The following is a 19,085-nucleotide window of genomic DNA, read 5'->3' on the forward strand; positions in this document are numbered from 1 at the left end:
GGACAGAGCCCCGGACGTCTCAGGGCTAGGCCCGAAAGTTTCTTTTACACATTTAACCTGCTCCGGTAATTTGCGCTTGAAGCCGTTCTGTCTCTTCCTCAATCTGCTTCAGATCAATCCGCTCAAACAGCAGGGTCAGGTTCTGAATGGTTTGTCCTGCCGTTACGGAGATGCTGTGCCAGCAGGGCTGCCCAAGAGCAAGGAAGGTGCGGATCTTGCCGCAGGAAAAGGGAACAAAGGGATTTAACAGGTTAGCCAGGTTAGCAATGATCTGCACACTGTTGTACAGGGTATTGCTGCAGGCTGCGGGATTCTCCCTTAAGGTTGCCCAGGGCTTTTGCTCGTCGAAGGTTTTGTTAGCCTGGCGGACTGTTGCAAAAATGCCCTCAAGCGCGTCCTTGAACCTGCCTGCTTCAATAAGGGTTCCGGCCTTTAAATAAGATTCATTAATCGTATCGCTCCATAGCGGATCTGCTTCTCCCTGGGGCACCCGTCCGTCGAATGCCTTATTAATGAAAGCAAGAGTCCGGTTGACGAAATTGCCGAAGGCTCCGAGCAGCTCACTGTTATGGCTGTGGATAAATTCCCGCCAGGAAAAATCAGTGTCCCGCTTCTCGGGGCCGTTTGCTATGAGAAAATAACGGAGAGAATCCGGCTGATAGCGGCTGAGTATATCGGGAACCCAGACCGCCCAGTTCCGGCTGGTGGAGAATTTCTGGCCTTCGAGGGTCATGTATTCGCAGGCAAACAGCCGGTCAGGCAAATGCAGACCGCCTGAGCCCATAAGTATAGCGGGCCAAATGAGACTGTGGAACGGAACATTGTCTTTGCCGTGTACATAATAGGCGCGGATGTCCCGGCCAGAAGTGCTGTCGCCGCTGCTTTCCAGCCAGAAGTCCTCCCAGCTTCCGCCTGTTTGCCGGGCCCACTGTCTGCTGGCGGACAGATAGCCGCTGACCGCCTCGATCCAGACGTAGATTTTTTTGCCGCTGAAGCTGCCGACCGGAACATCTACCCCCCAATCCAGATCACGGGTTGCTGCGCGGTCCTGAAGTCCTTCCTGCAGGTACCGTTTTGTGAGCCGAACTGCATTCTCCCTCCAGCCAATCCCGGCATCCGCGTAAGCAGCCAGCTCATCCTGCAGCTTCGATAATGCAAGATAATAATGCTCGGTGGGACGCAGGACAGGAGAGGTCCCGCAGATTTTGCAGACCCGTTCCAGCAGATCGGCCGGATCAAGCAGAGCCGAGCAATAATCGCATTGATCACCCCGCGCCGGCTGTCCGCAGTGCGGACAGATCCCCTCCACGTAGCGGTCCGGGAGAAAACGCTGGTCCTGCTCGCAGTAGCACTGCAGCGTAGACCGGGTATACAGATATCCCTGGTCCAGCAGCCGCAAAAAAAGCTCCTGGACAACCCGGTGATGGCCGGGCTGATCTGTGCGTGTATACAGGTCATACGTGAAGCTCAGCCGGCTGAAGCACTCCACGAATTCATCATGGTATCTTCCGGCAAATTCTCCCGGGGATACACCTTCCTTGGCGGCTTGTACCGCCACCGGTGTTCCGTGACAATCACTTCCGGATACATACAGCACCTCGTCGCCGGTTGCACGGTGGTACCGGGCCAGAATGTCACCGGGCAGAATGCTTGCCAATCTGCCGAGATGCAGTGAACCGTTGGCGTAAGGCCAGGCTCCGCCGATAAAAATGTTTGCCATTCGTTCTTCTCCTCCTGCTGATTCGATTATTTGAACAACAAAAAAGACTCCTGTCCCCAAAAGGGACGGGAGCCTGTGCTCACGTGTTACCACCCAACTTCGTTAATGCCTTGCGGCCTTCACCTCTTCAGGTACGCCGCCGGTCAGACGGGTATACCCTAGCACGTTAACGGATGCAGGTTCCGGCGCAGCCTACAACCAATCAAAGGGTTTCGGTGCGCAGCTCAGAGACCATATTCCCGTGGGTTTTCTCTGCTCCTTTTCAGCGGACGGAGCTCTCTGTGAGAGAATTGCCAAGGTACTCTTTCTCTTCCCAGCTTTTGTAATATCCTAATTACTGGTTATGTTAATGCCAGCTGCAGCTGAAGTCAAGCGTAAGTTTATAATCCTTCCTAAACGTCAAAGCTGGAAACAGCAGATCTGATTAGGAGGAAAGAATCATATGCGCAAAGACAATAAGACTTTTATTACAGGCCTCTGTGCGGCTCTGCTGCTGGTGCTTACCGGTTGTACGGCTGCTTATCAGGCACCGAAGACCGCCCCGATACACAGTATGACGGAACTGGGCGGTAACCTGGATCCCCTGGATCGGACGGTGTCGCCGGTAATACAGGATGTTTATGACCGTTCCATTCCTGCTGAGGTGTATTCCGCGGATTAAACCTGCGTATGAACCGGTCTTTTGGCGGACAGCAGTTTCCCTATACAGATATTCAAAAATTCTGTATAATAATTCAACTGTCGTTTGACATAGAGAGGAGAGGCAGAGAATATGGCAGCGGAGATCGTACATGTAACTACGGAGGAACAGCTTCAGATGGGGCTGGACATTCGCAAAAAAGTATTCGTGGAAGAGCAGCAGGTTCCGGCGGAAGAGGAGATCGATGAATACGATGTAATCGGCGACCAGGTGCATCATCTGCTGGTTGTGGAAGACGGCGTTCCGGTTGCCGCCGGCAGACTGATTTACTATAAAGCGGGCTCTGCCAAGATGCAGCGGATCGCTGTGCATAAGGAACACCGGAGCAAGGGGTACGGCCGTGTCCTGCTTATGGCGCTTGAAGAGCGTGCCAGGGAGCTGGGCCTTGTGTTCTCGGTGCTGGATGCGCAGTGCCAGGCGGAAGATTTCTATGCCAAGCAGGGATACGAGGTCATCTCGGACGAGCCGTTCTATGACGCAGGCATTCTCCATGTCAGAATGCAGAAGAAGCTCTAGACACTGATGATACATACTTCTTCGCTGCGGAGGGGAATCTACCTGTGTGCCATAGGGCGAATCCAAACGCGAAGGAGAGAATCCGCAGTGATCAACAATGAACGCGAACGTTTTGTAGCGGCGCAGAGAAATGGTGACGGCGATCTGCTGAAGTTTCAGACTTCCTCTGGACGTGTACTCGATTATCAGCAGGCGCTGCAGGAGGTTCAGGCCGGCAGTATTGCCGGTGTGAACGTGTTTAAAGGGAAAGACGGCGAAATGTATATCCGCGGCGATGCGGACGGGGATCCTACGAATAACCTGGATCAGCTGCCGCAATTTTAAAGACTTCAACGTATATGAAGACTGGACATACGCTCTAACAAGCGTGTGTCCGGTCTTTTTTTATTTTGGGGTTCCCGCCTAGTACCTGAGTAATCAGCGAACCTAAAGCCTTACTTTCCGGGGGAATTCATCGTATAGTTCAATGGGAAATGGCGGATAATGTGGTTATTAAAACTGCCGGGGGAGGCTGCAGATGTTCTCATTATTCCGTAAATCTAAAACAACCACCGGCAGGTCCCCGGCAGCAGCCCCGGCTGACCGGTCCGAACCCGGAACTGCGATTGAGCAGCGGCTCGGCTGGTTCCGGGAGCGCCTGGACAACTGTGTGGATGCAGTGTTCAGGACCTTCTCGGGTGCTGGCGGGCAGCAGTATGCCCTGGTATTTCTCGGCGGGATTGTTGATCTGGAGCTGCTGCAGGAGGATTTGATCAACCCGATAGTAAGAGAAGACGGCAGGGAGAGTCAGGCAAAGGAGCCGTCTGTTGATTTTGGCCGTCTGCTGATTACTTCCTGCAATGTTACCGAACAGTGCGGGGAGGCGCTGCAATATGTACTTGAAGGTGCGGCGGTCCTGATTATAGCCGGTGAACCTCGCATGATCTGCTATCCTTACGCCAAATTTGAGAAACGCAGTATAACGGAAGCGCAGAATGAGGTAGTGATCCGCGGCTCCCGTGAAGCGTTTGTAGAGGAAGTCCGCACCAATGTAACGATGCTGCGCCGCCGGATCAGGAGTCAGGAGCTTAAGATTCAGAGCAGCTATATCGGGAAGCATACCCGTACGGAAGTGCTTGTCGTTTATATGGAGGGAATCTGCAGGCCGGAGCTGGTGGATGAGGTTAAACACCGGCTGTCCAAAATTGAGATTGACGGTGTGCTGGAGAGCAGCTATCTGGAGGAATTCATTGAGGATCATCCGTTTTCCCCGTTCCCGCAAATCCAGAATACAGAGCGGCCGGATACGGCTGCTGCTGCCCTACTGGAAGGAAGGATACTTATCCTGACCGACGGAACACCGATGGCGCTGATTGCACCGGTTACCTTTCCTGTCTTTTTTCAGTCACCTGAAGACTATTACCAGCGTTCCTATGCCTCCACCTGGATCCGCTGGATCAGGGTGATGTTCATGTTTGTTTCCCTACTGGCTCCTTCCTTTTATATTGCGCTGACCACCTATCATCCGGAGATGATTCCGGCCAGTCTGCTCTACAGTATTGCTGCGGCGCGCGAGCCTGTTCCGTTCCCGGCACTTTTTGAAGCGTTCATTATGGAGATTGTCTTTGAAGGGCTCAGGGAGGCCAGCATCCGGATACCTTCGGCAATCGGGCAGGCGGTCTCTATTCTGGGAACACTTGTGATTGGGGAGGCGGCAGTGCGTGCGGGAATCGTCTCCTCACCGATGGTTATTATTGTATCACTTACAGGGATTTCGTCCTTTATTGTACCGAGCTATAGTCTGGGGCTGACACTGAGGCTGATCCGCTTTCCGATCATGATCCTTTCGGGGAGCTTCGGACTGCTTGGATTATCCATGGGGATGTATCTGGTATTGCTTCACCTGGTTGTTTTATCTTCCTTCGGAGTGCCGTATCTGGCTCCGGTTGCGCCGTTTAAATGGAAGGATATTAAGGATACGTTTATCCGTGCGCCATGGAAGCTTATGAAGAACCGTCCTTCCGTTTACGGAATCGAACCGACAAGAAGGTTGAAGAGCCAATTATATGACAATGGGGATGAACAGGATTGAGCGGCTTTCCGGTATACAAAAGAATACTTCCTATGCTCCTGCTCATCATTATGCACTCCTTAATGCTCACTGGCTGCTGGTCAAGAATCGAGATTAATGACCGGCTGCTGGTAGTGGCCATGTTCATAGATGAGCTGGAGGAGGGCAAGGTGCAGATCACATTGGGCTATGCCAAGCCGAATCAGATTGCCTCCGGTGCAGGCGGGGAGTCGCCAAGTTCATCAATGCCCTATGCTACCGTTAAGGGGGAGGGGCGGAATATTTCGGAGGCTTACCGAAACATCCAGACCAATATCTCACGTGAAATTTTCTGGGGACAGGTAAAAATCATTGTATTGAGCGAAGGATTTGCACGCACTGGTGTGGAGCCGCTATTGGATTTCGTGATCCGTAAATCTTCGATTCCGCTTAAAACCTATATTCTGGTGGCTAAAGGAAAAGCGGAGGAGATTTCCATGTTTCCCACCCAGATTGAAAAATTCCCGAGTGAAATTTTCCGTGAGCTGGTCGCCCGCAAAAAAATCGTGGTCGGCAGTGTGAAGCATTTCATGATTGCCCGTGAGTACGGGAGAGGCATGATCCTTGCTTATCTCAGTCCTAATCCGGACAAGTCACAGGGCAATCAGATCAGGTTGGTCGGTTCTGCTCTGTTCCAGGATAACCGTATAGTCAGCACGATGGATGTACATAAGACCCGTGGGGCTATGTGGCTTCGGGGCAATATCAAGGATGCTGTTATAACCTTTCCTTCGCCGACAGACAGTGAGATGATCAGCCTGTTAGTAATTGGCGCAGAGTCAGGAATCAGTCTTAAGCTGCAGGACGGAAAATTTGTATACACCCTGAAGCTCAATGTCTATAGTGTCATTGATTCCACGGATTCCTCGCTGGATACGTCGGACCCGGATGCGATGCGGGAGCTTGAGAAGATACTGGGCAATGAAGTAGAGTCAAGAATCCGTCAGGCTTTTGATGCTTCCCGTGAGGCCGGCAGCGATGCTTTTCAGCTCGGTGCATATGTTGCCTGGAACTACCCGGCAGAATGGAAGAAGGTAAAAGAGGATTGGAGTAGCGTGTACAAGGAGCGGACCAGACTGGATATAAAGACTAAAGCCGTAGTTCGTCTGCTGGGCGCCCAGAAAAAATAGCTGGAGGGATGGATGTGGCTGCAGTTTTATTGCTTTTTCTGCTGATCTGCCTGTTTGAAGGCGTATACCTGAAAGTTAAAAAAAGAAAGCTGCGCACCTATATCATAATATATGGAGTGATGCTGCTTTCCCTGGTCTATAACCTGGCCGCAGCCCTTCTGCCCGAAGCGCTGAATCCCAACCTGATAATCGAAGCTGTCCTGGGAAAATAAAAGGTGGTAAGGAGAGTCTAGTGTGAAGCATGTATCTGCCTCGCAGTTCGTAATGCTGCTGACAATATACCTGTATTCAGAGAATGCAGCTTTTCTGATTTCCCCGATTATCAAAACAGCTTCCTATAATACAGTGCTGGCCGTGCTGCTCGGGGGTGTCATGGGACTGATTATTATCCTGATTGGTACGGCTGTTGCGCGAAAAAATGACCGGGAATATTTTGCCGTATTCGGCAAATATATTGTCGGTAAATGGGTTCATATCCCGCTAATGCTGCTCCTTGCCGGATACCTGCTCCACCGTGCATCCATGAGTATGAGGAATATCGAAGACTTCCTGATGGTCAATCATTTGCCGACAACGCCGCAGGCTGTCATTGCCGTTATATTGGGAGCAGCTATTGCGCTGACAGTGCGTGCGGGGATTCAGGCGATCGCTAGAATTGCGGAAGTGATCTTTTTTGTAAACCTGTTTCTTCTAATTGTCCTTACACCGCTTTTGCTTGGCATTGAGCTGCAGGTTCCGATGCTCCGGGCATTTTTGACGAATTTTGAGTTGAACCGTACAGCGGCTGGGATGCTGCAGGCGACTCCCTGGTTCGGCGATGCATTTGTGGTTCTGTTTATCTATCCCCACCTGAAGCAGCAGATGAAAATCCGCCGGATGGTGGTGTGGGGGGTGGTCTTTTCCATGCTCCTGATCATGTCGTATCTGGTTCCAAGCCTGCTGGCCTTTGGACCGGAGCTGGGCGGTAAAATGACCTATCCGGTAATGGAATATGTAAGAAGCATGCGCATTGCCGATTTCATCGAGACGCTGGACCCGTTTCTGACCATCCTCTATATCCCTGCAGTGATTCTAAAAATAAGCCTCTTAATCTATGCTGCCGTAATCAGCCTGGCCAGGCTGCTGTCGCTGCATGATTACAAGCCGCTCGCCTTTTCCGTGTCAGCAATTGTGGTGGGCTATTCCGTCCATTTTGCCGACAATTCAGCTGGGCTGCTTCACTTCATGACGGTATACTGGCCAACCTATGCCGTCTGTATGCAGCTGATTCCGGCAGTGTACTGGGTGGTGCTGAAGATCCGGGGGAAGAATGCTGCTCTGCCGGAGCCCAAGAGACACTAGTGCTTACAGCGGGTAAATCACATGCTGCTCCAGAAAGGTCATCTCGGCCGTTTTGCCCTCGAACCAGGGCTTCTGGTCGCTGTAGTGCATCAGGCTGATCAAACTTCGTACGTCCTCAGGCAAAGTCAATAAATCATCAAGCGCTGTGTGGATAGTGCCCGCACCTGTCAGCTGGCATTCATGAAAGATTTTGCGGACACCCTGTCTGCGGACGAGTTTCAGGAGCAATTCGGGCTGAAAGATCATATCGGCACTGTAAAAAATATCCCCGTTCAGCAACAGGGAATAGCTGTCTTTCCCGCGGATATGTGGTGTGCGGATCAGCTCCAGCGTTACCTCGGCCGAAAGGGTGAAGGGTGTGGCGGGCTTCAGCGGCGTTACTTCAAAAGCTTCATTTAGTGAGCGGGGAGAACCGGACTTCCCGGTGAGGCTTTTCCGGTAGCTTTCCCGAAGAGGCTCTATTAACGGCCCGGCTGCGAGCAGAGTCATTTTCCGGCCGGAGCCAGCATGAGTGAGCCTGGCGAGCTCAGGAAGACCACCGGCATGGTCACTATGGGTATGGGTAATCAATACGGCATCGACCTCACGGAACGAACGTCCGGCTGCCTCCAGGGCCAGCGGTGCTGTAGTCCCGCAGTCAATCATCAAGGTGTAACCCGGGCTGAGCAGCAACCCGTTATTATTATAGTAGTTCGTGGCATGGGCATCGCCGGTGCCAAGCATTTGCAGCTGTACAGTCATGCAGAGTTCCTCCAATGATTTTATTGCTGCCGGGCAGAATTGGCATTATCTAAATATAGTATTATTTTAACCGGGATAATGAAATAATTACCTGTTTCCTCCGCAACTTGTAGCTGTATATGTAGTATATATTAACAGCATGAATTATTTGGAGGGTCTCAAGTATGAGATGGAAAAAAATTGCTCTGTGCGTAGCTGTGTTTTCCCTGATGGGAGGCTCATTATTGTTCGCGGATTCTGTAAATCAAAAGCTTAGAGTGTGGAGCAATGGAAAGGAGATGGCCGACGGGGGCTATCTGATCGACGGGAAGGCCTATATTCCCGCCAGGGAGGCCGGAGGTGTCGTCAGCTGGGACGGCTCAGGCAAGGTGACAATCCTCAAGCCGAATGTACAGATCGTACTGTTTAACGGAGATAAGGTTTTTGGCAATGTAAATGTGGGCAAGCTCAAGATCAAGGTGCTCACCCAGGTGGACAGCCTGACAGATGATATCGCAGCTGTAAAGGTGGCGATTACCGACCCTTCGGGCAACGTAAAGGATATCCAGTCCCAGGAGCTCGGCGGCTCGAAGAAGGAGGACTTCTGGTTCCCGACTTCAGAGTTCACCTATGATTTCAAGGATTCCGGAAAGTACCGTGTGGGCTTCTATATCAAGGCGTCCAAAGGCTCCGATTACGTTCTTGTGGCGGAGAAGGTAATTACGGCGCTGGATTAAGGTTTTTGGGCTATACGCAAATTGACCTGAACTTGTCATACGTGTTACGATACCCTAGCAGGATAATTCAATTAAAGTGAGGTATTTCAATGAGCGATCACAAACATGAGCATGGCCATGAACATGGTGAAGCATGCGGTTGCGGACATGATCACGACCATGAGCACGAGGAGTTTGTGCTGACCTTGACGAACGAGCAGGGCGAAGATGTAGAAATGGTACTGGTGGAAACGTTCGACGTAGGCGAGAAGTTGTACGCGCTGCTGCTGGAACGCGAAAACCCTGAAGCAGACGGTATCATTCTGCGTATGGAAGAAGAGAACGAAGAAATGGTTCTTTACAACATTGAAGACGAAGCTGAATGGAAAGCTGTTGAAGAAGCTTACAACGAGCTGCTTGCCCAGCAAGAATAGATTTCAATGCAGCTGAGGGCATGCCTGCCGGACAGGCAGCAGCGCTCCATGCACAAAACCCCGATACTGATCAGTATCGGGGTTTTGTTTGCCTTGGAAGCCGCCCGTCAGGAGATCGGGTCAGCTTCAACAATAACTTTGACAAAGTTGATGCTGCGGTCTTCCGGTCCTTTAACCGGGAGGCCAATTTCGACGTGGTCGATGATATAATCGATGTTGTCCTGGGTAATAACTTCACCAGGCAGCAAAATTGGAATTCCCGGCGGATAGACGTAGATAAATTCAGCGATGATGTAGCCGGCGGATTCGCGGAACGGAACCACCTGCGTATCTGCATAGAAAGCGTCGCGCGGAATCAGCGCAAGCTGCGGAATTTCCGGCACCTGAACCTTCAGCTCGTAAATTTCGCCCTTGCTGTAGTGTACCGCCGAAAGCACACGCAGCGCGGAAATCAGCTTATCTACGGTTTCCCGGGTATCTCCGGGGGTAATCAGGCAAAGAATATTATACATGTCGCTGAGTTCAACTTCGATGTTGTACTTCTGGCGGAGCCAGTTCTCTGTCTCGTAGCCGGTAATGCCCAGATGCCGGACATGAATGTTCAGCTTGGTAGGGTCGAGATTAAAAGTAGCCTCTGTCCCGAGAATTTCCTTGCCGAAGCTGTACAAGCCGTCGATATTGTTAATGGCTTCCCGCGCATAGTTGGACAGCGCGATCGTCCGTTCAGCCATCTCATGGCCGTTAAGGGCCAGATTGCGTCTGGAGGTATCCAGAGATGCCAGTAGAATATAAGAAGTGGACGTTGTTGTCAGCATGCTGATGATCGTCTGAACACGCTGCGGATTGACCAGGCCGGTCTTCGCATTGAGATTCAGTACCGAGCTCTGCGTCATGGAGCCGCCCAGCTTGTGAACGCTGGTTGCTGCCATATCCGCACCGGCCTGCATGGCCGATACCGGCAGATCTTCATGAAAATGAATCAATACTCCATGGGCCTCGTCCACCAGTACAGGTACTCCGTAGCTGTGAGCCAGGTCCACAATCGAACGCAGGTCGGCAACTACTCCGAAGTAGGTGGGATTGATGACCAGAACGCCTTTGGCGTCAGGATGACGCTTTAATGCCTTTTCCAGCGAGCTGGTGGTTATACCGTGGTCTATCCCAAGATTCTCATCCTGAACAGGTGAGATAAAGACCGGCTTGGCTCCGGAGAAAATAATGGCCGACATCACAGACTTGTGAATGTTGCGGGGCACTATTATTTTGTCTCCTTCCGAGCAGACAGAGAGGATCATAGTCATGATGGCATTGCTCGTGCCTTGTACGCTAAAATAAGTGTAGTCGGCGCCGAAAGCCTGCGCAGCCAGCTTCTGAGCTTCTAGGATCACGCCCGTAGGCTGATGAAGATCATCAAGCGGTGCGATGTTGATCAAATCTATGGATAGCGCGTTATCGCCGATAAACTCACGGAATTCGGCATCCGTTCCTTGCCCCTTCTTATGCCCGGGAATATGGAATTGTACAGGGTTTCCGGCGGCATGCTTTTTGAGAGCGGTGAAGAGGGGAGTATCGTGTTGATTCATTTAATGCTGTCACAACCTTTCGCCAAGATTTATTTTTTTTAAGGCAAGCACCAGTATAACAAATCAATCACCATAATACTAGGATGTGATAAAATGACTGGCAAAGTTGCAGGCCGTGTGCATATTAATCTGGCTTCGCCGTTTATTCTGGAAATGTGGGTGATCATTTTTCTGGTCGAGTTTGTAAAAGGATCCCTGCTCGTTGCGCTGCTCCCTGTATACATGGAGAATATTCTTGGCCTGTCGGTTACGGTGGTCGGCTTTGCCTTCGCCCTGCAGTATCTGGGAGACAATCTGTTCCGGAGCCCGTTCGGCTGGGTCATGGAGCGGATCGGATACCGCTGGACGATGACGGGATCGCTCCTGCTGATTGTCCTTGCCGTCGGCATGATTATCTACGCCAAAAATGCAGCAGCGCTGTCGGTTGCCTGCCTGATTCTCGGGATCGGCACTTCCCCGCTCTGGCCGTGTACCATGACCGGCATAACCGAGCTTGCCGGCTCCACTGAGAGCGGCAGCAGCGGTGCGGCCATGGGTGCGGTCGAGATGGCCTCACTGGCCGGAACGGGCATCGGGCCCATCGTCGTCAATTTCATGATGGATCACGGGGGACAGAGCTACCGGACCGTGTTCCTTGTCCTTATGGGCTGTGCTGCCGCTGTTGCCGCAGTCGCGCTGCTGCTGCCATCGAGAATTGCCGGCCATGCGCCGCGTGTGGTACGCAGCATGGACGGTGAGGCCGGAGCTGCAGGCCGGTGGCCATTCCAGCCGTTGAAGAGCCTGAAGCATACGCTGCTGCAGGTCCGAACCTCACTTAAGGTCAGCAGGCTGCTGTTCCCGGCGCTGTTCCTGCAGGCCTTTGCGATCGGCCTGATGACGCCTGTGGTGACGCTGTTCGCCCGCAGTGAGCTGCATGTGACCCCGAACCAGTTCAGCCTGCTGCTGATTGCCGGAGGCGGTATTACGGTGCTTACGCTCATTCCGGCCGGCAAACTGGTCGACCGGATCGGAACGACCGTGTTCCTGAATATCGGCTTTCTGCTTGCGGCCGGTTCACTGGCCTTTTTCTCACAGGTACGCTGGCTGCCGCTGGCCTTTGTCGCTGTGGCGCTTGTCGGCATCAGCTATGCCCTGATTCTGCCGGCCTGGAATGCCTTTGTGGCCAAGCAGGTGCCGGCCGGAGAACGCGGCACCGTATGGGGCCTGTTCCTGACCCTTCAGGGCTCGGGGATGGTTGCCGGCCCCGTGCTGTCCGGCAGGCTGTGGGATTCCGTCAGCCACAGCGCCCCGTTCCTGGCAAGCGCCGTTGTAATGGTGCTGCTGGCAGGGCTGCATCTGCTGATCGTCCGCCGGACAAGGCTTAAACAGAGCGCGGGCTGATCCGGTGTAAATATTGACGACAGCCACTATTAATTGAAAGGCCCCATTCACCCGGATCATGGTATATTCCGGATGAACGGGGCCTGATTGCGTATGCGGCTAAAGAAAAAACAGTATCCGTTTGGGAATGCCGGAAAACGGGTAAAAATAGTCAATAAACCAAGTTACCGCTACATAAAATGAAGTATAAAATATCAGTAAGACGAACGAAAAAAGGAATTGCTTTCTGGTGGAGGTCCGGCCGTCGGTTTTACTCTGTATATACAGATGAAACTGCTTCAACAAAGCTGTTAGGGGGGAGTGCCGTGAACAAAAACGACGAGGTGGAGTACTGCAATCTGGAGCTGCGCTTTGACAGGCAGGATATCCAGAACCTGATCAAGGATTTGATCAAGGAAGGCTATTCCCTGTACTGGAGTGAGAATGAAACTGTATTTCTGATCTCGGTGCGTACCGGCCGCAAGCTGGTTAAGCTGCGTTTTCAGCAGATAAAGGACGGCTACAAGCTGGTCGGGGATTATATGATCCGTGATGCGCGGCTGTCCGAATGGATGGAGAAGCTGATCGGCGACATGCGGGGTCATGCGGTAGTCAAACGGTTCCGCGACCGGCAGATCATTATTGAGAACATTATGTTTGGCGAAGTGATACGGCTGGTGGAAATCTCAGGGTACCAGCAGCGTGTTTTATACCAGAAGGGTCCGCTGCTTACCGACCAGGAGCTGACAAAGCTGTTTTATTCAGTGGAGGGCGAGGAACGTATCCGGCAGCGCAGGGTGGAAGTGGACGAGGAGCTTGACCGGCTGAATGAAGCGATGCAGAGCGGGGACACTGCGCTGATAGAGGCATGCAGGGTGAAGCTGGCCGGTTTGTCCCATGAACTGAATATGCTTGAATGGTAAAGGATCAGGGCATCCCGCTGGCGGGGTGCTCTTAATCTGTGCGGATATCCGGGATAAATAATCCGGGACTTTTAAGACCAAAGCCGCATGGCTGCAGGAATGAAACTGACATCTATGCATGTGCTGTTCAACTTGTGGACAGGGGTTCACTTCTGGCGGCAAAAACGTTAAAATAGTCATCGTGAGCAATTTCCTGATATTGAAGCGCTTTGTCAATGAAATTGATCTCTCTTTCGCAGGCGGAACTTTGCTGTATCTGACAAAGGGTGGTATTCTGATACTGCGAGAAATGGATTTCACAAAAATATAGGGTGCAAAGGGTGGAGAACCAGATGGCAAAACAACAAATCGGCGTTATTGGCTTGGCGGTAATGGGTAAAAATTTGGCTCTTAACATCGAGAGCAGAGGCTTTTCCGTATCGGTATATAACCGTTCCCCGGAGAAGACCAATGACCTGATCGCCGAAGCTGAAGGCAAAAACTTGGTAGGTACCTTCTCTGTTGAAGAGTTCGTACAATCCCTTGAAGTACCGCGCAAAATTCTGATCATGGTACAGGCCGGTAAAGCAACGGACGCTACCATTGAACAGCTTCTGCCGTATCTGGACCAGGGCGATATCATTATCGACGGAGGCAACGCATACTTCCCTGATACTGTACGCCGCAGTAAAGAGCTTGAAGACAAAGGCTTCCGTTTCATCGGTACCGGTGTATCCGGCGGTGAAGAGGGTGCGCTCAAAGGTCCTTCCATCATGCCGGGCGGACAGGAAAGCGCCTATAAGCTGGTTGAACCGATTCTTACGGCAATTTCCGCCAAAGTGGACGGAGAGCCTTGCTGTACATATATTGGACCGGACGGTGCCGGACACTATGTTAAAATGGTGCACAACGGTATCGAGTACGGCGACATGCAGCTGATCTGCGAAGCCTACCAGCTTCTGAAAGACGTTCTTGGCCTGGATGCCAAGGAACTGCACAGCATTTTCAAGGAGTGGAACAGCGGTGAGCTGGACAGCTACCTGATCGAAATCACTACAGATATCTTCGCACAGTATGATGAAGAGACCGGCAAACCGATGGTTGACGTGATCCTTGATTCCGCCGGCCAAAAGGGAACAGGCAAATGGACAAGCCAGAGCTCGCTCGACCTGGGTGTGCCGCTGTCCATGATCACTGAGTCCGTATTCTCCCGCTTCCTGTCTGCCATGAAGGAAGAGCGCGTAGCAGCCAGCAAAGTGTTGAGCGGACCTGAAGTAGAGCCGTTCCAGGGCGACAAGGCAGAATTCATCGAGAACGTGCGCAAAGCACTGTTTGCCAGCAAAATCGTATCCTACGCACAAGGCTTCGCACAGCTTCGCGTAGCTTCCGACGAATATGGCTGGGATCTGAAATACGGCAGCCTGGCTAAAATCTGGCGCGGCGGCTGCATTATCCGCTCCCGCTTCCTGCAGAACATCACAGATGCTTACGAAACCAATCCGGATCTGAAGAACCTGCTGCTTGATCCGTTCTTCAAGGACATCATGAGCTCTTACCAGGCTGCTTGGCGTAAAGTGGTATCCGCTGCTGTTGCACAAGGAGTACCTGTACCAGGCTTCTCCAGTGCTCTTGCCTATTATGACAGCTACCGCACAGAGCGTCTGCCTGCGAACCTGCTTCAGGCACAGCGCGACTACTTCGGCGCCCACACCTTCAAACGTGTGGATAAGGAAGGCGTCTTCCACCACAACTGGATTAACGAATAGTACCGCACTATGCTTGCAAGAAGAAGTCCGAATGGTTTCCCGGTTACGGGAAGCCTTCGGGCTTTTTTTTTCATGGCGGATACGGGTATGACATCACCTTCGCAGGAAGCAGAGGGAAGTGGATTGTGCAATCTTTTGGGCGTGTGTTATGATATGACAAATGTCGCGGTTGGAGGGTAGTTATGTCGGGGGATAGAGAACAACAGTGTTCATATAAGCCAGGACCAGGGAGAAATATCATTCTGGTCGGGATGATGGGCACAGGAAAGTCAACCGTAGGCAGAATGCTGGCCGAGGAGCTGGATTACGAGCTGGTTGATCTGGATCATGTCATCGTCGAAAATGAAGGCCGGAGTATTGCGGATATCTTTGCCGCAGACGGTGAGGCGTATTTCCGGAAGGCGGAGTCGGCTGCCCTGCAGAAGATGCTTGAGGGAGAACGCAGAATTATTTCAACAGGAGGCGGCACGGTGCTTGCACCGGGGAACGCTGAGATTATGCTTGCTAAAGGTCTTGTTGTAGCACTGACAGCTACAGAAGAGGTTATTATTGCCCGTGTGAGCGGAGATGAGAACCGTCCGCTGCTCGCCGGCAACGCGCAGGATAGAGTCCGCGCCATTATGGAGCAGCGGCGTGAGGCCTACCGGTTCGCGCATTGCACGGTCGATACATCGGAGCTTAGTGCGGCAGAAGTGTCGCAGCATATTTTAATGCATTACCGCGGTTGAGCTTTTAAGTGTATTTGCAAATGGCTGATTACGCCTCCTGCGTCTCGTTCCATTCCAGCATCCCGCCGCTCAGGTTGGAGGCTTGGATGCCGAATTGCTGCAAATACTCGCACACACGCTGGCTGCGTGCACCGGAACGGCAGATGAAGATAATGCCGGTATCAGCCGGAAGCTCTTCGCTGTGCTGCGGAATTTGTCCCATTGGAATATGCCGGGCACCCGGAATCATTCCGGTGGCAACCTCGTCATCCTCGCGGACATCGATCAGAAGCAGGTCCTCACCTGCCGCAAGACGCTGGCGCAGCTCATCTGGTGTAACTTGTGGAATATCGTTCATGGTTAAGACCCCTTTCTATCTGCAGAATATTGATATGATACCATAGCTTTGGACTACAGTGTCAAACCGAGCACTACATATCCCTAATACTATGAATAAGGAGCGTTTAAATAATGGATGTTATTGTTAGGCCTACACCGACCCTGCAAGGAGAAATTGGAGCACTGTCCTCCAAAAATTATACAACCCGCTACCTGCTTGTTGCGGCGCTGTCTGAAGGAGTAAGTACCATCTATCATCCTGCCCACAGTGAAGACAGTGATGCCATCCGCAGATGTATCGCTGATCTGGGTGCTGTCCTGACAGAAGATGATGAAAAAATCGTAGTACAGGGCTTCGGAAAGAACCCGCGTGATGTGAAGGAGCTGAACGTGGGCAATGCCGGAGCGGTACTCCGTTTTCTGATGGCTGTGGCTGCGCTTAGCCCCGAGGTTACTTTTGTTAATACTTATCCCGATTCCCTTGGCAAGCGTCCGCATGATGATCTGATTAAGGCGCTGGGCCAGCTGGGCGTTGAAGTTGAGCATAATAATGGCAGGCTGCGATTACCATCCGCGGCGGCAAGCCGGCGGGAGGACGGATCACTGTCTCCGGTGCAGTCAGCTCACAGTATCTCAGCGCGCTGCTGTTCCTGACACCGCTGCTTGAAGAAGACAGTGAGATCATTGTGCTGGATGACCTGAAATCCAAGGTTGTTGTCGGCCAGACCCTTGAGGTGCTGGAACAGGCGGGAATCGTTGTACATGCTGCAGATGACTACATGTCCTTTAAGGTGCCGGGCCGTCAGGCATATGCTGCCAAGTCCTACACTGTACAGGGGGATTATCCGGGATCGGCTGCTGTGCTCGCGGCAGCGGCTGTAACGAAGTCTGATGTGAAGATCCACCGGCTGGCTGAGAGAAGCAAGCAGGGGGAGCGGGCTGTTGTTGATGTACTGAAGATGATGGAAGTGCCTCTGACCCATGAGAACGGTACCGTTCATGTCAAGGGCAACGGAATCCTGAAGGCTGTAGAATTTGACGGTGATGCAGCGACAGATGCTGTGCTGGCCATGGTGGCAGCAGCCGTATTCGCGGAAGGAACCTCGCGCTTCTATAATGTAGAGAATCTGCGGTACAAGGAATGCGACCGCATTACCGATTACCTGGCCGAGCTGACACGCGCAGGCGCCAAGGTCGAGGAGCGCCGCGACGAGATCATCGTGCACGGTATGCCGGAAGGTGTAGAGGGCGGCGTAACCATCAACGCTCATTATGACCACCGTGTCATTATGGCCTTGACCGTAGTCGGCCTGCGTGCACGCCAGCCGCTGCTGATCAAGGACGCCCACCACGTCGCCAAGTCATATCCGCAGTATTTTGATCACCTGCGTGAGCTTGGTGCTGATGTGGAATGGGTAAAGTAGGATAAGGCCGCGCTGCCTTACATGTGTATTATTACGCAGAAAGCTGCTGATTCTTTGTGATATTCTTTGTGATATTCTTAGTGTTAGGACATTCTTATTGATGCTGATAAGAATGAGTTCAGACCAAGATTATAGACAGGGAGGAATTCCACGATGAGTTTTGAGAATCCAAGCCGTGAACAGATTGGAGATATTCTTGCATCGGCTGGCAATATCGCTGTTGTCGGCCTGTCAGACAAATCCGACCGTACTTCATACATGGTAGCTTACGCCATGCAAAGCAGGGGGTACCGGATCATACCGGTGAATCCTACCGTGGACGGAGACATTCTCGGCGAGAAATGCTACCACACCCTGGCTGAAATCCCGGAGCCGGTTGATATTGTCAACGTGTTCCGCCGCAGCGAATATTGCGCTGAAGTGGCACAGGAAGCTGCCGACATCGGTGCCAAGGTACTGTGGCTGCAGCAGGGCATTATCAGCCAGGAGGCGGCAGATATTGCTGCTGAGCATGGCATGACCGCTATCATGGACCGCTGCATCAAGGTCGAGGAAGCAATCACGATGCACGGGCGCAGCCGGGGCTAATAGGCTAATTTAAGCTGGAAACCGCCGAGCGCATTGTTATACTGGCTGTAGACGAAGAACGTCCATCACCCGTTAGGTTACTTACGGGCTGTGGTCGTTCTTTTTTTTTATTTGCCGGGAGGGGATATGTATGGATTTTGAAGAAGCGCATGGATTATGGTTTGGCCGTCATTCAGCTGAGCGGAGCGGTGAGCGCAGAGGCAGGCTTTTGCGTGGACATCACTTTGCTGAGAAGCTGTTCGTGCAGAATGTGTGGTGGCCGCTGTTTCAATCTCTGGAGCATTTGCATCCGGAGTATGAGATCTATGACTGGAACCGCAAGTCCCAGTTTCTGGACTTTGCTTTTTTGCCTCCTAACGGCCCGCAGATCGGCGTTGAATGTGACGGATTTCAGAGTCATATTAAGGACATGGACCGGGAGAAGTTCAGCTATGCGCTGAACCGTGACAACTTCCTCACCGGTATGGGCTGGCGGATGCTGCACTTTTCGTTCGATGACATCCAGCAGCGTCCTGAAGTATGCAGGATGCTGCTGCAGCTGGTGCTTGCGCCATATTTGGCGAAAAATGCAAGTGCTTCCGATCTGATCTCTGGAGAAAAAGAAGTACTCCGCCTCGCCTGGCGCCTGGGCCGGCCGCTGCGTCCGAAGGATGTTGTGAACCACTTTGACGTTAATTTCCGGACGGCACAAAAGCTGCTGATTTCTCTGAGTGGGAAAGGGCTGATAAAGCCAGTGTGTTCGAAAGAACGGGTGCGGTACTACGAGGTGAACAGCATGCGACCGGAGCAATTGTGTTAGGTTAACCGGTGGTAAGTGGAGCGTGTCCAAAATTCTAAAGTCCGGCCGAATAACTGCACTCTGTACAACTAAAATGACCATTTTGTTGGATATATAAGAAATAATTGCAGTCTGTGCAACTAAAATCCGCAATATTGCTTCTAAAGCCAAAAAATGCGAGGAATAGTTGCACAAATTGCAGTTAAAATTATTTTTTGAGCTAAAATAGCATTTTTAGATGCACAAAGTACACTTATTCAGGCTGGTGGCTGG

At 52.0% G+C, this 19,085-nt stretch carries 19 protein-coding genes, 1 pseudogene and 1 other annotated feature; of the genes and pseudogenes, 16 read left to right on the plus strand and 4 right to left on the minus strand.

Annotated elements, in window-relative coordinates; all coding sequences use genetic code 11:
• Positions 1-52 precede the first annotated feature (52 nt).
• A complete protein-coding gene (gene metG, locus AWJ19_RS10620; RefSeq protein WP_068723544.1) occupies positions 53-1,720 on the minus strand; it encodes a methionine--tRNA ligase in 1,668 nt (555 codons plus the stop codon).
• Positions 1,721-1,778: 58 nt separating this feature from the next.
• Positions 1,779-2,044: a binding site (T-box leader), on the minus strand.
• A gap of 118 nt (positions 2,045-2,162) precedes the next feature.
• Here metG and AWJ19_RS10625 point away from each other — a divergent pair.
• From AWJ19_RS10625 to AWJ19_RS10655, 7 genes are all read left to right on the plus strand, one after another.
• On the plus strand, positions 2,163-2,381 hold the full coding sequence (locus AWJ19_RS10625) for a hypothetical protein (protein ID WP_068723545.1): 219 nt from the start codon (positions 2,163-2,165) through the stop codon (positions 2,379-2,381).
• 111 nt (positions 2,382-2,492) lie between these two features.
• On the plus strand, positions 2,493-2,936 hold the full coding sequence (locus AWJ19_RS10630; RefSeq protein ID WP_068723547.1) for a GNAT family N-acetyltransferase: 444 nt from the start codon (positions 2,493-2,495) through the stop codon (positions 2,934-2,936).
• 87 nt (positions 2,937-3,023) lie between these two features.
• Positions 3,024-3,260: a DUF3892 domain-containing protein gene (locus tag AWJ19_RS10635; protein WP_068723548.1), complete on the plus strand. Its 237-nt coding sequence runs from the start codon at positions 3,024-3,026 to the stop codon at positions 3,258-3,260.
• 193 nt (positions 3,261-3,453) lie between these two features.
• Positions 3,454-5,007 (plus strand): spore germination protein, encoded by a 1,554-nt coding sequence (locus tag AWJ19_RS10640; RefSeq protein ID WP_128083566.1) that lies wholly within the window; start codon positions 3,454-3,456, stop codon positions 5,005-5,007.
• A complete protein-coding gene (locus AWJ19_RS10645) occupies positions 5,004-6,155 on the plus strand; it encodes a Ger(x)C family spore germination protein (RefSeq protein ID WP_068723551.1) in 1,152 nt (383 codons plus the stop codon). The genes AWJ19_RS10640 and AWJ19_RS10645 overlap by 4 nt, the downstream gene beginning before the upstream one ends.
• A 14-nt stretch (positions 6,156-6,169) precedes the next feature.
• Positions 6,170-6,367, plus strand: a complete 198-nt coding sequence (locus AWJ19_RS10650; protein WP_068723554.1) for a hypothetical protein — start codon at positions 6,170-6,172, stop codon at positions 6,365-6,367.
• Positions 6,368-6,389: 22 nt separating this feature from the next.
• Positions 6,390-7,496 (plus strand): endospore germination permease, encoded by a 1,107-nt coding sequence (locus tag AWJ19_RS10655; RefSeq protein WP_068723556.1) that lies wholly within the window; start codon positions 6,390-6,392, stop codon positions 7,494-7,496.
• A gap of 3 nt (positions 7,497-7,499) precedes the next feature.
• On the opposite strand, the gene AWJ19_RS10660 is transcribed toward AWJ19_RS10655, so the two are convergent.
• On the minus strand, positions 7,500-8,237 hold the full coding sequence (locus AWJ19_RS10660; protein WP_068723558.1) for an MBL fold metallo-hydrolase: 738 nt from the start codon (positions 8,235-8,237) through the stop codon (positions 7,500-7,502).
• A gap of 164 nt (positions 8,238-8,401) precedes the next feature.
• Here AWJ19_RS10660 and AWJ19_RS10665 point away from each other — a divergent pair, with 164 nt between their 5' ends.
• Entirely contained in the window at positions 8,402-8,953 is a 552-nt protein-coding gene (locus AWJ19_RS10665; protein WP_068723560.1) for a copper amine oxidase, read from the plus strand.
• Positions 8,954-9,042: 89 nt separating this feature from the next.
• Positions 9,043-9,366 (plus strand): DUF1292 domain-containing protein, encoded by a 324-nt coding sequence (locus tag AWJ19_RS10670; RefSeq protein ID WP_039872519.1) that lies wholly within the window; start codon positions 9,043-9,045, stop codon positions 9,364-9,366.
• A gap of 107 nt (positions 9,367-9,473) precedes the next feature.
• Here AWJ19_RS10670 and AWJ19_RS10675 read toward each other — a convergent pair whose 3' ends face one another.
• Positions 9,474-10,949, minus strand: coding sequence for an aminotransferase class I/II-fold pyridoxal phosphate-dependent enzyme (locus tag AWJ19_RS10675; protein WP_068723561.1), 1,476 nt, complete (start codon positions 10,947-10,949; stop codon positions 9,474-9,476).
• Between the two features lie 93 nt (positions 10,950-11,042).
• Between AWJ19_RS10675 and AWJ19_RS10680 the strand changes: the two genes are divergently transcribed.
• The 4 genes from AWJ19_RS10680 to AWJ19_RS10695 all read left to right on the plus strand — a co-directional run bounded on the left by AWJ19_RS10680 (position 11,043) and on the right by AWJ19_RS10695 (position 15,704).
• Entirely contained in the window at positions 11,043-12,329 is a 1,287-nt protein-coding gene (locus AWJ19_RS10680) for an MFS transporter (protein ID WP_068723563.1), read from the plus strand.
• A gap of 305 nt (positions 12,330-12,634) precedes the next feature.
• Positions 12,635-13,231: a hypothetical protein gene (locus AWJ19_RS10685; RefSeq protein WP_068723565.1), complete on the plus strand. Its 597-nt coding sequence runs from the start codon at positions 12,635-12,637 to the stop codon at positions 13,229-13,231.
• Between the two features lie 332 nt (positions 13,232-13,563).
• Complete coding sequence (gndA, locus tag AWJ19_RS10690) at positions 13,564-14,976, plus strand: NADP-dependent phosphogluconate dehydrogenase (protein ID WP_068723567.1); 1,413 nt, start codon at positions 13,564-13,566, stop codon at positions 14,974-14,976.
• Positions 14,977-15,158: 182 nt separating this feature from the next.
• Positions 15,159-15,704 carry a shikimate kinase gene (locus AWJ19_RS10695; RefSeq protein ID WP_068723568.1) on the plus strand — a complete coding sequence of 182 codons (546 nt, stop codon included), beginning with the start codon at positions 15,159-15,161 and terminating at the stop codon, positions 15,702-15,704.
• 28 nt (positions 15,705-15,732) lie between these two features.
• Here the strand turns inward: AWJ19_RS10695 and AWJ19_RS10700 are convergent, their stop codons facing one another.
• A complete protein-coding gene (locus tag AWJ19_RS10700; RefSeq protein ID WP_068723570.1) occupies positions 15,733-16,041 on the minus strand; it encodes a rhodanese-like domain-containing protein in 309 nt (102 codons plus the stop codon).
• Between the two features lie 113 nt (positions 16,042-16,154).
• Between AWJ19_RS10700 and aroA the strand changes: the two are divergent.
• The 3 genes and pseudogenes from aroA (at position 16,155) to AWJ19_RS10715 (ending at position 18,833) form a co-directional block, all read left to right on the plus strand.
• A pseudogene (gene aroA, locus AWJ19_RS10705) lies at positions 16,155-17,446 on the plus strand (3-phosphoshikimate 1-carboxyvinyltransferase).
• A 153-nt stretch (positions 17,447-17,599) separates the two neighbouring features.
• Positions 17,600-18,034: a CoA-binding protein gene (locus AWJ19_RS10710; protein ID WP_068723572.1), complete on the plus strand. Its 435-nt coding sequence runs from the start codon at positions 17,600-17,602 to the stop codon at positions 18,032-18,034.
• Positions 18,035-18,164: 130 nt separating this feature from the next.
• Positions 18,165-18,833 (plus strand): hypothetical protein, encoded by a 669-nt coding sequence (locus AWJ19_RS10715; RefSeq protein ID WP_068723574.1) that lies wholly within the window; start codon positions 18,165-18,167, stop codon positions 18,831-18,833.
• The last annotated feature ends 252 nt before the right edge of the window (positions 18,834-19,085 follow it).

Origin of the sequence: Paenibacillus sp. DMB5 (assembly GCF_001517085.1) — a bacterium.
In the GTDB taxonomy this organism is placed as follows: domain Bacteria; phylum Bacillota; class Bacilli; order Paenibacillales; family Paenibacillaceae; genus Paenibacillus_AQ.

Excerpts from the sequence above, each read along its gene's own strand:
- metG (WP_068723544.1), bottom strand. The coding sequence starts at position 1,720 with ATGGCAAACATTTTTATCGGCGGAGCCTGGCCTTACGCCAACGGTTCA.
- AWJ19_RS10625 (WP_068723545.1), top strand. The coding sequence starts at position 2,163 with ATGCGCAAAGACAATAAGACTTTTATTACAGGCCTCTGTGCGGCTCTG.
- AWJ19_RS10630 (WP_068723547.1), top strand. The coding sequence starts at position 2,493 with ATGGCAGCGGAGATCGTACATGTAACTACGGAGGAACAGCTTCAGATG.
- AWJ19_RS10640 (WP_128083566.1), top strand. The coding sequence starts at position 3,454 with ATGTTCTCATTATTCCGTAAATCTAAAACAACCACCGGCAGGTCCCCG.
- AWJ19_RS10660 (WP_068723558.1), bottom strand. The coding sequence starts at position 8,237 with ATGACTGTACAGCTGCAAATGCTTGGCACCGGCGATGCCCATGCCACG.
- AWJ19_RS10665 (WP_068723560.1), top strand. The coding sequence starts at position 8,402 with ATGAGATGGAAAAAAATTGCTCTGTGCGTAGCTGTGTTTTCCCTGATG.
- AWJ19_RS10670 (WP_039872519.1), top strand. The coding sequence starts at position 9,043 with ATGAGCGATCACAAACATGAGCATGGCCATGAACATGGTGAAGCATGC.
- AWJ19_RS10675 (WP_068723561.1), bottom strand. The coding sequence starts at position 10,949 with ATGAATCAACACGATACTCCCCTCTTCACCGCTCTCAAAAAGCATGCC.
- AWJ19_RS10680 (WP_068723563.1), top strand. The coding sequence starts at position 11,043 with ATGACTGGCAAAGTTGCAGGCCGTGTGCATATTAATCTGGCTTCGCCG.
- gndA (WP_068723567.1), top strand. The coding sequence starts at position 13,564 with ATGGCAAAACAACAAATCGGCGTTATTGGCTTGGCGGTAATGGGTAAA.
- AWJ19_RS10695 (WP_068723568.1), top strand. The coding sequence starts at position 15,159 with ATGTCGGGGGATAGAGAACAACAGTGTTCATATAAGCCAGGACCAGGG.
- AWJ19_RS10700 (WP_068723570.1), bottom strand. The coding sequence starts at position 16,041 with ATGAACGATATTCCACAAGTTACACCAGATGAGCTGCGCCAGCGTCTT.
- AWJ19_RS10710 (WP_068723572.1), top strand. The coding sequence starts at position 17,600 with ATGAGTTTTGAGAATCCAAGCCGTGAACAGATTGGAGATATTCTTGCA.
- AWJ19_RS10715 (WP_068723574.1), top strand. The coding sequence starts at position 18,165 with ATGGATTTTGAAGAAGCGCATGGATTATGGTTTGGCCGTCATTCAGCT.